This is a genomic window from Rhizobium sp. BK538, assembly GCF_014197575.1.
Classification (GTDB): Bacteria; Pseudomonadota; Alphaproteobacteria; order Rhizobiales; family Rhizobiaceae; genus Rhizobium.
This window is the reverse complement of the sequence record NZ_JACIFT010000014.1, coordinates 36,766-49,510: the sequence shown is the minus strand read 5'-3', so window position 1 is coordinate 49,510 and position 12,745 is coordinate 36,766. Positions and strand designations below refer to the sequence as shown.

10 protein-coding genes are annotated in these 12,745 nt (G+C 59.5%); 4 read left to right on the top strand and 6 right to left on the bottom strand.

Annotated elements, in window-relative coordinates; translation table 11 throughout:
* Positions 1-477: 477 nt before the first annotated feature.
* Together FHX09_RS18365 and FHX09_RS18360 are read right to left on the bottom strand one after the other, a co-directional pair.
* On the bottom strand, positions 478-1,443 hold the full coding sequence (locus FHX09_RS18365; protein ID WP_184450497.1) for a hypothetical protein: 966 nt from the start codon (positions 1,441-1,443) through the stop codon (positions 478-480).
* 214 nt (positions 1,444-1,657) lie between these two features.
* Positions 1,658-1,867, bottom strand: a complete 210-nt coding sequence (locus tag FHX09_RS18360) for a hypothetical protein (protein WP_132593958.1) — start codon at positions 1,865-1,867, stop codon at positions 1,658-1,660.
* Positions 1,868-2,291: 424 nt separating this feature from the next.
* On the opposite strand from FHX09_RS18360, the gene FHX09_RS18355 reads away from it, so the two are divergent.
* Positions 2,292-2,636 carry a cupin domain-containing protein gene (locus FHX09_RS18355; RefSeq protein WP_007792149.1) on the top strand — a complete coding sequence of 115 codons (345 nt, stop codon included), beginning with the start codon at positions 2,292-2,294 and terminating at the stop codon, positions 2,634-2,636.
* Positions 2,637-2,722: 86 nt separating this feature from the next.
* On the opposite strand, the gene FHX09_RS18350 is transcribed toward FHX09_RS18355, so the two are convergent.
* Together FHX09_RS18350 and FHX09_RS18345 are read right to left on the bottom strand one after the other, a co-directional pair.
* Positions 2,723-4,087: a sigma-54 dependent transcriptional regulator gene (locus FHX09_RS18350; protein WP_184450496.1), complete on the bottom strand. Its 1,365-nt coding sequence runs from the start codon at positions 4,085-4,087 to the stop codon at positions 2,723-2,725.
* Positions 4,084-5,946 (bottom strand): ATP-binding protein, encoded by a 1,863-nt coding sequence (locus tag FHX09_RS18345; protein WP_184450495.1) that lies wholly within the window; start codon positions 5,944-5,946, stop codon positions 4,084-4,086. The genes FHX09_RS18350 and FHX09_RS18345 overlap by 4 nt, the downstream gene beginning before the upstream one ends.
* Positions 5,947-6,187: 241 nt before the next feature.
* Here FHX09_RS18345 and FHX09_RS18340 point away from each other — a divergent pair, with 241 nt between their 5' ends.
* Positions 6,188-7,522 carry a dicarboxylate/amino acid:cation symporter gene (locus FHX09_RS18340; protein ID WP_007792139.1) on the top strand — a complete coding sequence of 445 codons (1,335 nt, stop codon included), beginning with the start codon at positions 6,188-6,190 and terminating at the stop codon, positions 7,520-7,522.
* Between the two features lie 73 nt (positions 7,523-7,595).
* Here FHX09_RS18340 and FHX09_RS18335 read toward each other — a convergent pair whose 3' ends face one another.
* Together FHX09_RS18335 and FHX09_RS18330 are read right to left on the bottom strand one after the other, a co-directional pair.
* Positions 7,596-8,840, bottom strand: a complete 1,245-nt coding sequence (locus FHX09_RS18335; protein ID WP_184450494.1) for a cytochrome P450 — start codon at positions 8,838-8,840, stop codon at positions 7,596-7,598.
* 43 nt (positions 8,841-8,883) lie between these two features.
* Entirely contained in the window at positions 8,884-10,089 is a 1,206-nt protein-coding gene (locus FHX09_RS18330) for a GGDEF domain-containing protein (protein WP_132593968.1), read from the bottom strand.
* A 425-nt stretch (positions 10,090-10,514) separates the two neighbouring features.
* Here FHX09_RS18330 and clpP point away from each other — a divergent pair, with 425 nt between their 5' ends.
* Both clpP and clpX read left to right on the top strand, forming a co-directional pair.
* Positions 10,515-11,144 (top strand): ATP-dependent Clp endopeptidase proteolytic subunit ClpP, encoded by a 630-nt coding sequence (gene clpP, locus FHX09_RS18325; RefSeq protein WP_007792131.1) that lies wholly within the window; start codon positions 10,515-10,517, stop codon positions 11,142-11,144.
* 293 nt (positions 11,145-11,437) lie between these two features.
* Positions 11,438-12,715, top strand: coding sequence for an ATP-dependent Clp protease ATP-binding subunit ClpX (gene clpX, locus FHX09_RS18320; RefSeq protein WP_007792128.1), 1,278 nt, complete (start codon positions 11,438-11,440; stop codon positions 12,713-12,715).
* Positions 12,716-12,745: the final 30 nt, after the last annotated feature.

Genomic DNA, 12,745 nt, shown 5'->3' with positions numbered 1-12,745 from the left:
AGTTACCAATTACGGGCTGTGGTCAAGCTCCTTCTCTGCGCGAGCGTGTTGACATCATCGGTTCACACAGCCCTGGCAGAGAGGAGACTGGCGTCCAATGTGGACGATGGTTGCGATGGCGACATTCAAGAAATCCTCGCACCGTCGGAACTGGCTATCCTCCGAAGGTCACTGCTCCGTAGTCGTACTAACAAGAGAGACCTCGTCGGGGGGCCGTAAAAAAAGCCGAGGTCCCCCGTACCCCTTCAGTAAGAATTTCTTGAGCTAGCGCGCATTGCTATTTTGGAAACCCGTTGCACACTCGCGGAAGACATTTCTATCTTCGGATTGTGACTGCTCATAATGGGCACATTACCTTGCTCAGTCCCTTCGGCGAGCACCGGTTCGTGTTCCAATTCTAAGAGATTGACTATGGTGTGAAGATGGTGGCTCGCGCGTGCGCTGCGGGGCGGCGATTCGTTTCGGCGCTTAATCCGGTTATCGAATGACCGGCTCACCATGATAACGGCGCTTTGACGGTTTCGACACGCCAAATCCGACTTCCATCATCAGACGCGGCGTTTGCTTTGCCAGCGTGCCCATATGGAAGCCGAAAGGGTCCTCGACAAAGCCTGTGCCCGCCCTTCCGGTCATGGTGACGGCATTCTCCTCGCCATAGAAACCCAACACTTCCTCGACTGAATGTCCGACGAGCAGCGTCAATTGATGTTTTAGCCGCCGACGGTTGTGGCTGCCTTTGACGTAGACATGGGGACCAGCATCCGCATCGACGTCGGACAAATAGAAGAAGAACTTCAGCATCCGCCAGTCATCGAGATCGAAATGAAACTTGAACGAGGCTCGGCTCAAGTCGGCTTCCGAGGCCGACTTCGTCGGAAAGCTCCACCACGTCCGCGTGGTAATCAAATTCGCCTCGCCGCCGAGATAATGCCTGGCAATGTCGATGAGTAGCGGGTCCTGCTGCACGGCGACCGCTGCCTCGCACTGCAGCACTCGCTCGAAATGATGGCCGCTCAATAGGGTGCGCCCGAAGCGGCGCTCGGCTTCTGCGTGGTCTCCTGCGCGAAACTCCAGGCCGCGCTCGAAATTGCCAAAACACGGCGTCTCGTGTCCAAATCTCGCGATTTCCTCACGGATCGCCGGCGGCAGGTTTAGGCCGGAAAAGATGCCCGTTCTTCTTAATTCCGCAGTGACTTCTTCTGCCTTGATGTCGCCAAACATGGACGTCGCAGATTTTGCCGACGGCGGCACCGGGCGGGCGGTCAGCCAGTGTGCCCGGCGAAACGGTATCGTACGGGCCAGAACGAACATCGGCAACCAGGCGGGGTTTTCCCGCAAGTCGGTCAAATAGGTCGGTACACGCGCTGCCATGCGGCGGAGAGGTCCTCCTGTGCGGGCAATGGCTTCGAGGTCTTTCGGCTTGGAGTTCGGCGTATCAAGCATTTGATATCCTTATGCGTTCGTGGTAACCCACGGCGTTTCTTGTTCCCGTACCCCAACGTACGGTAACTGATTGGGACTATAATGCAACGCAACATACTCCTTTTGCGATGCAGCGACCGGAGCCGGCTTCAAATCCAGCAATAGTACTTGGTCAGCTTTCGGAAGAGACAAAACCGGACGTTTTCCCGCCGTCAATTGCCGAAAGCGCGTTCCCTCAGTGGTCAGTCGACAGCGGCATGTCCTCGGCCTGGGGAGCAGGTTTCGGCGGAACCGTGATCGCAGACCGCAGTTCACCGTAGGCGTAAGCGCCAACCACCAACATCGCCAGGATCGCAAACAAGGTCCACCAGACGGCATGATGTCGACCAAATCGATGAGGAGTGGTCCGTAGGTCCAGGTCTCGATTGTCGTCGCCGGTCGTCATTTGGGCTCCACAACATCATAAGGGACGGACACGATAAGGTGCGACGGGTAAACCCTGTCCGATGGTCGACCCGTCGCAATATCTAACCCTCACAGCGCTCGGCCGCCTGGGTGAGTTCCCGTCTTACATGTCAGCGGCCGGACAGCCGGACGGCCGGCGCAAGCTTCCCTCGGACTTCCGAGGTGATCCTGATGGTTCCCCGCATCGTTCTGGCAAGCTTGGCTCCAGCCGAAGGAGGCACGATTGGCCAACGCCAGCATTATCCCAGTGGTTGTAAAGTTGAACAAGGGCATGCTGCGAAAGCTCAACAGCTGAACAATGGTATGCTGCGAAGGTGTCGAACGTATATTGCGAACGCGCTCGAAAAAGCTCACGATTTCAATAGCTGCTTATGCAAACGTTTGCTGCGAAGGACACTGAGACGATGGCAAACTACCTGACCTTTGACATTAGCGGCGTCGAACCGGCGTTCGGCGCCCCGGACGCCGACCGTGTGCTTGTTGGGGATCCCCAGTTCAAGACCTGGAGTCTCGAGGAGGCCGATGGCGGCCTCTATTCCGGCGTATGGGAAGCATCCCCCGGCAAGTGGCGCATCGTCTATGACGAGTGGGAGTATTTCAGCGTGCTCTCCGGTTACTCCATCGTGACGGAGGATGGGGGCGATGTCGTGCATCTTCGCGCGGGCGATCGGATGATCCTCAAGCCGGGCTTCAAGGGAAGCTGGGAAGTCGTTGAAACGACTCGCAAGGACTATGTCATCAGACTCTGATTTCAGCGCAGCAACAGGCTGAGCGAAGGGGGGGCGAGGGAGTTCGTCGACGCATTTCCGTCTTGTCCTCCAAGGGCTAGATAGACCTAGCTCCTGTCGGAAGAAGACGCGAAGTCGCTGCGGACGATGCCGTGGCGTTGCAGCTTGTCGTAGAACGTCTTCCTGGGGATGCCTAGTTCCGCGATGGTACGACGCACGTCGCCACCGTTGGCGTTCAGAGCTTCGCGAATGATGTGAGCCTCGTAGCGTTCGAGCCGGTCCGGCAGCGACAGGGTTTCGTCCGTCTCCGGTGCTGCTGCTGGTATACGGCCAAAGACGTGTCCGACTCCCAGTACAAACCGCTCGGCAAAATGCGATAGTTCGCGCACGTTGCCCGGCCAGTCGTGTTCCCGCAGATGGCGGTGGATCGACGGCGGGATCGCAGGCACGTCCCGCTTGAAGCGGCTCGCGGCGCGCTCGGCGAAGTAGCCGAAAAGAAGTGGAACATCGTCTCGGCGGTCCTTGAGCGGCGGGATGGAGATCGTCACAACGTTGAGCCGGTAATAGAGATCCTCTCGAAAATCGCCGCGTTGGCGGGGGTCGCCGAGATCGATCTTGGAGGCAGCAACGACACGCAGATCGACCGGCCGGACCTCGTTGGTGCCGAGCGGTGTAACCTCGCGCATTTCGAGGACGCGTAACATCTGCACCTGCGTTGCCGGTGGCATGCTCTCGATCTCGTCGAGGAAGAGGGTTCCGCCGCTTGCATGTTCGATGCGCCCGATGCGTTTCTTCTGCGCGCCGGTGAAGGCGCCCGGCTCGTGACCGAACAGCTCGCTTTCAACCACACTCTCCGGCAGCGCCCCGCAGTTGAGCGCGACGAAATTGCCGGATGCGCGCCGGCTCCAGCGGTGGAGCAGGCTTGCAACCACCTCCTTGCCGCTGCCGGTTTCTCCCATAAGGAGAACGTCGACATCAGTATCGGCAATCTGCCGCAAGGTGTGGCGCAGCCGCTCCATCGCCGGTGTCTGGCCGATCAGCGGCAGGTCGTCGCGCGCGTCTTCGGTGGCTTTCCGCAAAGATCTGTTTTCCATGACGAGGCGGCGCTTTTCGGCAGCGCGCCGCACGCTTTGGATGAGTCGATCTGTCGCGAACGGCTTTGTGATGAAGTCGTAGACGCCGTCCTGCATGGCTTTAACCGCCATCGGAATGTCGCCGTGGCCGGTGACCAGGATGACCGGGAGGTCCTCGTCCTGCTGTTGCACGCGGCCGAAGAGTTGCAAGCCATCGATCTCAGGCATTCGGATATCAGAAACGAGAACGCCTGCGAAATCCGGGTTCAATGCGGCCAGCGCTTCGCCAGCGTCCGAAAAGGCGGAAACGGCAAAGCCGGCGAGTTCAAGCGTCTGCTTGGTTGCCCGCAGCAGGTCCTTGTCGTCATCGACGAGGAAGATCGGTGTTACATCGCTCATGCTCTGGCCTTCCGCAGATGCACCGTGAAGCAGGTTCCGGTTTCATCGCTTGTTACGTCGATGCGGCCGCCGTAGTCGGCTACGATGTCCTTGGAAATGACGAGGCCAAGACCCAGACCTCTCTCCTTGGACGTGTTGAATGGTGTGAAAAGCGACTTCAGGATGGCAGGCGAAATGCCCGGACCATTGTCGGCGACTTCGATTGCAACCTCGTCGTCTGTCTCGGTTACGAAGACGTCGACCTTCGCATCGGCTCGCCCATCAAGCGCTTCCAAGGCGTTCTGGAACAGGTTGATCAGAATCTGCTCAAGCCGGATCCGGTTGCCAAGCACGCATAGCCCCGTTGGCGGCGGCCGGATGTGGAGCGCCTCCAACCGGCCGGCAAATCGGCTTTTCAGCAGAACCACCGCCCCGTCGATAACGCCGCGCAATTCAACAGGCTCCGCCGCTGCACGGCCTTTCCGCGCGAAGGCCTTCAATTCGTCGGTAATCGCGCCGATCCGCTCGGTGAGGCCCGCAATCGCTTGGAGGTTTTCGTGGACGGGACTCGTTTGCTTGCGCTCCAGGAAGACGCGGGCATTGTCCGCGTAAGCGCGTATGGTCGCGACCGGTTGATTGATCTCATGCGCAACGCCTGCCGCGACTTGGCCGAGGATCGCGAGCCGGTTCGCCTGCACCAGCTCCTGCTGCACGATCTGCAGTCTTGCTTCCGTTTCCCGATGATCGGAGATTTCGGCTTGCAGACGGTCGCGTGCCCGACTGAGATCATCGGTTCGGGCGATGACCCGCCGTTCCAGCTCCTCGCGCATCGCTTGTTCTTCCGCGATCTTCGTCGCAGCCGCTTGGCGCCTCCACAGAAGAAATGCCGCGATGGCGAGAAGCGGTAGAAGCACGGCCAGAGACAGCAGCCGCATTTCGCGAACCGACGCCGCGACCGGCGCGTCAGTGGGCACAAGATATTCCAGATGCCAGGGCGTGGTGGGGACGGGTGTCGTGAGGCGCAGATACTGACCCTCACCACCACCGGGAAGCACAGCGGAAACAAGCGATGCCTCGGCGTCGATGGGCTGTGGGCGCATGATCGGCAATGTCGCCAGCGGCGCATCGCCGAACTGCAGACTCCTGCGAATGGCGGCAAGGTCGGCCTCCGGCACAGGCCTGTTCATCATAAAACGCCAGGAGGGGATGCTGGTGATCAGAACAACGCCGCGATCATCCGTAACGTAGACGGGGCGATGCGTGTCGCGCCAGTCGCTCTCAAGTCGGTCGAACTCAAGCTTGACGACCACGACGCCAAGCGGTGCTGTGGCACTGCCCACACGACGGGAAATGTAGAGGCCAGGGCGCTTGCTGACACTGCCCAGGGCAAAGTGCTCGGCGGTTCCTTCGTCCATCGCCTTTCGGAAGTAGTCGCGAAAGGTGTAATCATTGCCGACGAAGCTGATCGGTTCCCGCCAATTGCTCGAGGACACGGCGATGCCGTTGGGGCCGATGACGTAGAGCACAGCTGCCTGTGTTCCCGTGACGAGCCGCTCAAGCTTCCGATTCAATATGTCGATCGCATCGTTGCCTTCGGAGGAGAGACCATCGAGAACTTGTTGGTCTTCGGCAAGAAGCAGCGGTAGCGCGCGGGGTCTCTCCAGGACTGCGTTGAGGAGTGCGACCTTGAGGTTGGCGTCGGTTCGGCTTTGACTCTCAATCGCATCGATGGCGGAGCGGCGCCCATACACGTCCGCGGCAAAGAGTGCGGCAAGGACCAGTACTGCCGAAACGGAGGCAAACACGATCCACACGCGCCGCGCCCGCCGGCCGGTGCGGTCGAACGAGCCGAAACCTGACATCGAAGTCGACTGAAGCATTATTCACCTTGTGTGCAATTCCGCACTCGCGTCAAATCAATTTGTGCGAAAATACGCTCACGTCTTCCGGTCGACCCTACGATCTCTACAGAAAATGATTTCTGAATCAATAATTTAGTCATGAAATCTATGACTTGGCACGCATGTTGCAAATCCTCCGCAAACAGCCGCGTGGGCTGTTGACTTGGTAACGCAATCGCCCCGGGAGGCCACTTTGGTTTTGGGGCACATGGAGGACATCATGGGTGCAGCACTTCCAGTCGCGCAGCCGCGCGGCAAGGTTCCCTTCTATCGACTTCTTTACGTACAGGTTCTTGCCGCCATCTGTGCCGGCATCCTGCTTGGTCATTTCTATCCCGACATCGGCTCCTCGCTGAAGCCGCTCGGCGACGCCTTCATCAAGCTCGTCAAGATGATCATCGCCCCCGTCATCTTCTTGACGGTTGCGACGGGCATTGCCGGCATGTCCGATCTGCAGAAGGTTGGACGCGTCGCCGGTAAGGCGATGCTATACTTCCTCGTCTTTTCAACGCTGGCACTGGCGGTCGGCCTGGTGGTCGCCAATGTCATACAGCCGGGCGCCGGCATGCATATCGATCCGGCGACGCTGGATGCCAAGGCCGTGGCAAGTTACGCGGCGAAAGCTCATGACACGACCATCACGGGCTTCCTGATGAACATTATTCCGAACACCATCGTTGGTGCCTTTGCCGACGGCGACATTCTTCAGGTGCTTTTCTTCTCCGTCCTGTTCGGCATCGCGCTTGCCATGGTCGGCGATCGCGGCCGTCCGGTCGTCGACTTCCTGCAGGCACTGACCGCGCCGGTCTTCAAGCTGGTGGCAGTCCTGATGAAGGCCGCTCCAATCGGCGCTTTCGGCGCCATGGCCTTCACGATCGGAAAATACGGCATCGGTTCCATTGCAAATCTGGCAATGCTGATCGGTACCTTCTACCTGACGTCGCTGCTCTTCGTGCTCGTCGTCCTCGGCGCGGTCGCGCGGTACAACGGATTCTCGATCCTGGCCTTGATCCGCTACATCAAGGAAGAGCTCCTACTCGTTCTCGGCACCTCCTCTTCGGAAGCGGCACTTCCGGGCCTCATGGCCAAGATGGAGCAGGCAGGCTGCAAACGCTCTGTTGTCGGTCTCGTCATTCCGACGGGCTATTCCTTCAACCTCGACGGCACGAACATCTATATGACGCTCGCAGCCCTCTTCATCGCTCAGGCGACGGACACGCCGCTGACCCTGGCGGATCAGATCCTGCTTCTGCTGGTTGCGATGCTGAGCTCCAAGGGCGCTGCCGGCATCACCGGCGCCGGCTTCATCACGCTCGCTGCAACGCTCTCCGTTGTGCCCTCGGTTCCAGTTGCCGGCATGGCGTTGATCCTCGGCATCGATCGCTTCATGTCGGAATGCCGCGCCTTGACGAACTTTGTCGGCAACGCGGTTGCAACGGTCGTCGTCGCCCGCTGGGAAAATGAGCTTGACCAGACGAAGTTTGCTGCTGCCTTAGCCGGCAAGTTGCCGCCGGAACCGGAAGACGGAGTGCCGGCTCTGCAGGCTGCGGAATAACGCCTCGCCGCAAGGCGCCGGAAAGAAAAGGAAAGCCTGCGTTCTCCCGAGCGCGGGCTTTCTTATTTGTGGCCTACCAAGCCAGAACCAGGCGGTCCAATCCATGGAAATGATAGACGTCTTTCACGACGGGCGTCCGGGCGAGCCTGAGCCCTGGCAGCCGCTTGAACAGAATTGGCAGGACGATGTTCAGTTCCAGTCTTGCAAGCGGCGCCCCGATGCAGAAATGGATGCCCGCGCCAAAGGAGAGGTTGGCAGCCTCGTTGCGGTCAGGCTTGAAGGTCAGCGGATCGCTGAATTTTGTTGGGTCGAGGTTGGCAGCGGCCAGAATGAGGCTCACCTTGTCGCCTCGCTTGAATGAAATGCCGTCGATCTCGACGGGTTCGAGCGCCCAGCGCTGGAAAATGTGAACCGGCGCGCAGAGGCGCAGGGACTCTTCCACGGTTCGTTCGGTCGTTGCCTCGTCCTTGAAAAGTTCGGTCGGATCGCGCCCGCTTTCCAAGATGATGCGAACTGAGTTACCGATCTGGTGGACCGTCGCCTCGTGACCGGCATTGAGCAGTACGATCGTCGTCGAGACGAGCTCGTCCTCGGTCAGATACTGGCCTTTGTGCTCGGTGTGGATCATGTGCGTCAGCAGATCGTCCCGCGGATTGGCGCGGCGCTCGGCGATGACCGTCTTTATATAGTCCGAAAATTCCTTGGCGGCCCGCTCGGCGCCATCTTCGTCCTCGCGGGTGCGACCGAAGAGATACATGCGAATGTAGGCGTGGGACCACTTCAGGAGCTGCGGTCCCATTTCCACAGGAATGCCGATCATGCGGGCAATCATCGTTACCGGAATAATATCGGCAAATGCTGAAAGCAGCTCGACTTCGTTGTCCTTCTCGAAGCCATCAATGAGCCTATCGGCGAGCTCGGCAAGCTCCGGCTTCATCTTCTCGACGTGGCGAGAGACGAAAGCGCGGTTAACGAGCGTTCGCAGACGGGTGTGCTCGGGTGGCTCCAGCTCTAGCAAGGAGTATCGTTCGGCGAGATCGAAATTCGCCACGTGCTGATCCGGTTCGGGAAGACCAAGCTCATCACGCGAGGCTATGTGAAGGATCTGGCGGCCGAAGCGGCGATCGCGAAGCAGGCTGTTGACGTGGTCGTAGCCGGTGAAGAACCACTGCTTCTGCTGCACCCAATAGAATGTGGGGCAGTGCGCGTGCAGAGCGGCGTAGACGGTGTTCGGATCGCTGTAGAAGGCGGGATTGCTTGCGTCGAGGGAGACGTGACGTGTGGCGGGATCGATGGAAAGGAATGGTGGGATCATCATGCTTCGAGGCTTAGCGGATTTGCCAAGCCTCGAAAAGATGGGCTCAACCTCTGGACAGTGATCCGACGCGGCGAAGCGCATGAATCTGGTCGTCAAGTGTTGGGACAAGTTCGCCACTAGTTTGATCGGGCTGCGGAGGCTGCGGAGCCGCCGCTTCGGCTTCACCAAAGATGACAGTGCAGTTGCGGCCGGCTGCCTTGGCGGCATATAGCGCGCGATCGGCCGCCGAAACCAGCTTGTCCCTATTGGCCTCGATGGCCGAGGCGAGGGCGACGCCAGTGCTGACCGTTGCGGGAATGATCGCGTCGCCGGTGCTCACCGGGACCCGGCAGAATTCGGCACGGATCGATTCCGCGAGCGCTTCCGCCTCGGTCTGGTCGGCCACCGTCGCGAAAGCGGCAAACTCCTCGCCGCCCATGCGACCGAAGGCGCCGGCAGAGACGAACTGGCGGGCCATGCGCGCAAAGACCGTCAGCACGATGTCGCCAGCCTGGTGTCCGAACCGATCGTTGACGCGTTTGAAGTGGTCGAGGTCGAAGAGCAGTACGGCGACCTGGCGGTTGTTGTGGAACGCGCTCTCCTGAATGTCATCGAACCGGCCGAAAAGGCCGCGCCGGTTCAAGACGCCCGTCAGCGAATCGGTCAGGCTGAGCATACGAAGATGCTTCTCCGAACGTTCCATGATGACGACGCAGGTGAGGGCGCACGCTAGGGTCAGCAGGAAGCCCGTCGCCATAGCGGCGGCGCCCGCGAAGTTGGCGGCTTCCGCGTCGGTGGGGCCGATGACCGCCATTGCCGTCGCCGTACCGAAGCACAGGAGGCTCTGGATCACAAAGATAGCCCCCAGTTTGCTTCTTGAGCCCTCGCTGCGCTGGCCGGTCATGCAGACTGCCATTGCTAGCGCCGTCGCGCCGGTGGCCGAGGCCAGGTTGTAGAGAATGACGCGATTGGTGTAGTCGTCATTGACCCACGGCAGGAAGACGCCACCCAACCAAACGAGCGGTGGCAGCAATGCCCACCATTCGAGCTTGCGACGGTCAAGCGCCAGGTACCCGGCAACCCACGCGCTCTGCCCACATAGCGCGATCGTGTTGCCGATCTCGATGGAGAGGATGTCAGGTATCTGCCCGCGCAGCGCAACCATTGCGAAGCCCACGCCGCTAAGAAGAAAACCCATTCCCCAATAGAAATAGGTCTTGTTTCGGACATTGTGGCGCCAGGCCATGAACGCTACCAGCGCGAGCGTCATGGCTTCCGAGCACCAAATGGCTAATCCAGTCGTAACATTGAACACGGCAATACCCCTTGCATTGCGCGCATTCTCTCGGAGGAAACTGGCAACTTCATTAATTACGCCTGGCTCGGCGGCGCATTTTTGTGCCGAGTTGTGGTTAGGCTTTCTGGTCTGTAAACGCAGCATAGTCGCAAGTGGATTCAGAATTCGTTCATCCTGGCACCGACAAAAGCTGTGCGACCGCGCGATCGCCGCTCGCTCTTCGAAGCTATTTGCAGGCATGAGCGTATATCGGGCGAAAAGTTGTTCGCCTTACGCCTGCCCCTCTTAACGTTATCCATCAGCGCGTCTTGAAGAGGAGGGCAGGGAAGCTCTATGTAGGGATAAGGCATTTTCTTTGATTCCCGGCTATAGCCGGCAGACGTTGACAAAGGACGCACATGAGAAACCCAGTCGATACCGCTATGGCCCTCGTGCCAATGGTCGTGGAACAGACCAATCGCGGTGAACGCTCCTACGACATCTATTCGCGCCTGCTCAAGGAACGCATCATCTTCCTGACTGGGCCGGTCGAGGATCACATGGCCACGCTCGTCTGCGCCCAGCTCCTGTTCCTCGAGGCCGAAAACCCGAAGAAGGAAATTGCGCTCTACATCAACTCGCCGGGCGGCGTTGTAACTGCCGGCATGGCGATCTACGACACGATGCAGTTCATCAAGCCTGCTGTCTCGACGCTCTGCATCGGCCAGGCCGCCTCCATGGGCTCGCTGCTGCTTGCTGCCGGCCACAAGGACATGCGCTTTGCCACCCCGAATTCCCGCATCATGGTGCATCAGCCATCGGGCGGCTTCCAGGGCCAGGCATCGGACATCGAGCGTCACGCCCGCGATATTCTGAAGATGAAGCGCCGCCTCAACGAAGTTTACGTCAAGCACACTGGTCGCACCTACGAGGAAGTCGAAAAGACCCTCGACCGCGACCACTTCATGGATGCGGACGAGGCTCAGACCTGGGGCGTCATCGACAAGGTTCTGACGTCTCGCGTCGAGATGGAAGGCGATGCCGCCTAGTGAGAAGTAGGGATGGTGTTGTATCCGCCACAGTTCTATCTCATTTGTGATTGAACAAGGGAAGAAACCCGGTGGCGGGTGCGGCAATCTCAAGTATTAATGCTATGTTGAATTTTTATGACATAGCATCGGCAGTCGAAGGGGAATTCGTTGCCGCCGGAGCCAGGACAGCATAGTTTGGACCGGTTCGTACCCCTTAACGGCCTTGGCCGGCTGGGGCTCCAAGCGTGGAGCAGGCCAATGAGTGGACCGTAATTTCACCTTGAAATGCGGCGTGCTGGAAGGAAAGTGATATGAGCAAGGTCAGCGGCAGCAACGGCGGCGACTCTAAAAACACCCTGTACTGCTCCTTCTGCGGAAAGAGCCAGCACGAAGTCCGGAAGCTGATTGCCGGACCGACGGTTTTCATTTGCGATGAATGCGTCGAACTGTGCATGGACATCATTCGCGAAGAGAACAAGTCCTCGATGGTCAAGTCCCGTGACGGCGTTCCCACGCCCCAGGACATCATCAAGGTTCTCGACGAATACGTCATCGGCCAGCGCCAGGCGAAGAAGATCCTGTCCGTCGCCGTTCACAACCATTACAAGCGCCTCGCGCATGCCACGAAGAACAGCGAAGTCGAGCTGGCGAAGTCGAACATCATGCTGGTCGGCCCGACTGGCTGCGGCAAGACCTATCTTGCCCAAACGCTCGCTCGCATCATCGACGTGCCCTTCACCATGGCCGATGCGACGACGCTGACGGAAGCCGGCTATGTCGGTGAGGACGTCGAAAACATCATCCTGAAGCTGCTGCAGGCTGCTGACTACAACGTCGAGCGCGCTCAGCGCGGCATCGTCTACATCGACGAAGTCGACAAGATCTCCCGCAAGTCGGACAACCCGTCGATCACCCGCGACGTGTCGGGCGAGGGCGTCCAGCAGGCGTTGTTGAAGATCATGGAAGGCACGGTCGCCTCCGTGCCGCCACAGGGCGGGCGCAAGCATCCGCAGCAAGAGTTCCTGCAGGTCGACACCACGAACATCCTGTTCATCTGCGGTGGGGCCTTTGCCGGCCTCGACAAGATCATCTCCGCGCGCGGCGAGAAGACCTCGATCGGCTTCGGCGCAACGGTCAAGGCTCCGGACGACCGCCGCGTCGGCGAAGTTCTGCGCGAGCTCGAGCCGGAAGATCTGGTCAAGTTCGGCCTGATCCCTGAGTTCATCGGCCGTCTGCCGGTCCTGGCGACGCTCGAGGATCTCGATGAGGATGCGCTGATCCAGATCCTGTCCGAGCCGAAGAACGCGCTGATCAAGCAGTACCAACGCCTGTTCGAGATGGAAGACGTGGAACTAACCTTCCACGAGGACGCTCTTCGCGAGATCGCCCGCAAGGCGATCGTGCGCAAGACCGGTGCTCGCGGCCTTCGCTCGATCATGGAAAAGATCCTGCTCGACACGATGTTCGAACTGCCGGCGCTGGAAGGCGTACGTGAGGTCGTTATCTCCGAGGAAGTGGCGCGCGGCTCCGCCCGTCCGCTTTACATCTACGCCGATCGTCAGGACGAGAAGGCCAACGCTTCGGCGTGAGGCATTAGAGATATCTTTACGATACGAACC

Bases quoted from the DNA above. Each gene is read 5' to 3' on its own strand.
- FHX09_RS18340 (WP_007792139.1), top strand. From the start codon at position 6,188: ATGGGTGCAGCACTTCCAGTCGCGCAGCCGCGCGGCAAGGTTCCCTTC.
- FHX09_RS18355 (WP_007792149.1), top strand. From the start codon at position 2,292: ATGGCAAACTACCTGACCTTTGACATTAGCGGCGTCGAACCGGCGTTC.
- clpP (WP_007792131.1), top strand. From the start codon at position 10,515: ATGAGAAACCCAGTCGATACCGCTATGGCCCTCGTGCCAATGGTCGTG.
- clpX (WP_007792128.1), top strand. From the start codon at position 11,438: ATGAGCAAGGTCAGCGGCAGCAACGGCGGCGACTCTAAAAACACCCTG.
- FHX09_RS18365 (WP_184450497.1), bottom strand. From the start codon at position 1,443: ATGCTTGATACGCCGAACTCCAAGCCGAAAGACCTCGAAGCCATTGCC.
- FHX09_RS18360 (WP_132593958.1), bottom strand. From the start codon at position 1,867: ATGACGACCGGCGACGACAATCGAGACCTGGACCTACGGACCACTCCT.
- FHX09_RS18350 (WP_184450496.1), bottom strand. From the start codon at position 4,087: ATGAGCGATGTAACACCGATCTTCCTCGTCGATGACGACAAGGACCTG.
- FHX09_RS18345 (WP_184450495.1), bottom strand. From the start codon at position 5,946: ATGCTTCAGTCGACTTCGATGTCAGGTTTCGGCTCGTTCGACCGCACC.
- FHX09_RS18330 (WP_132593968.1), bottom strand. From the start codon at position 10,089: ATGACGCTCGCGCTGGTAGCGTTCATGGCCTGGCGCCACAATGTCCGA.
- FHX09_RS18335 (WP_184450494.1), bottom strand. From the start codon at position 8,840: ATGATGATCCCACCATTCCTTTCCATCGATCCCGCCACACGTCACGTC.